This window comes from Brevundimonas sp. EAKA (genome assembly GCF_000698025.1).
Taxonomy (GTDB): domain Bacteria; phylum Pseudomonadota; class Alphaproteobacteria; order Caulobacterales; family Caulobacteraceae; genus Brevundimonas; species Brevundimonas mediterranea_A.
In genome coordinates, this window is the sequence record NZ_JMQR01000297.1 from 1 (window position 1) to 420 (window position 420).

Genomic DNA, 420 nt, shown 5'->3' on the forward strand with positions numbered 1-420 from the left:
GACGGTGATCGTAGGATAGGGAAAGGTACATCATGTCGCGGATGGCGATGGTGTCTTCACCAAACTCGTTGGTGACCACGACCGGGCGCTTGACTAGGGCACCGGTGCCGAGAATGGCAACCTCGGGCTGGTTGACGATCGGGGTGTCGAAGAGGGCACCAGCCGAGCCATAGTTAGTGATGGTGAAAGTGCCGCCGGACAGTTCGTCGGGGGTGACCTTGTTGTCGCGTGTGCGAGCAGCAAGATCGCCAATCTGATGGGCCAGCCCAGCGATATTGAGGTCACCGGCGTTCTTGATGACAGGAACCAGTAGCCCGCGCGGGGTGTCAACGGCAATCCCGATGTTCTCAGCAGAGCCGTAGGTGATCGTTCCGGCCTCGGTGTCGATATTGGCGTTGAAGCGTGGGTTCTGCTTGAGGG

At 59.5% G+C, this 420-nt stretch carries 1 protein-coding gene; it reads right to left on the bottom strand.

Annotated features, from left to right (window positions below):
- Positions 1-420, bottom strand: a 420-nt coding sequence (locus ER13_RS17485; RefSeq protein WP_035311519.1) for a 2-oxo acid dehydrogenase subunit E2, incomplete at both ends; no start/stop codon positions are given.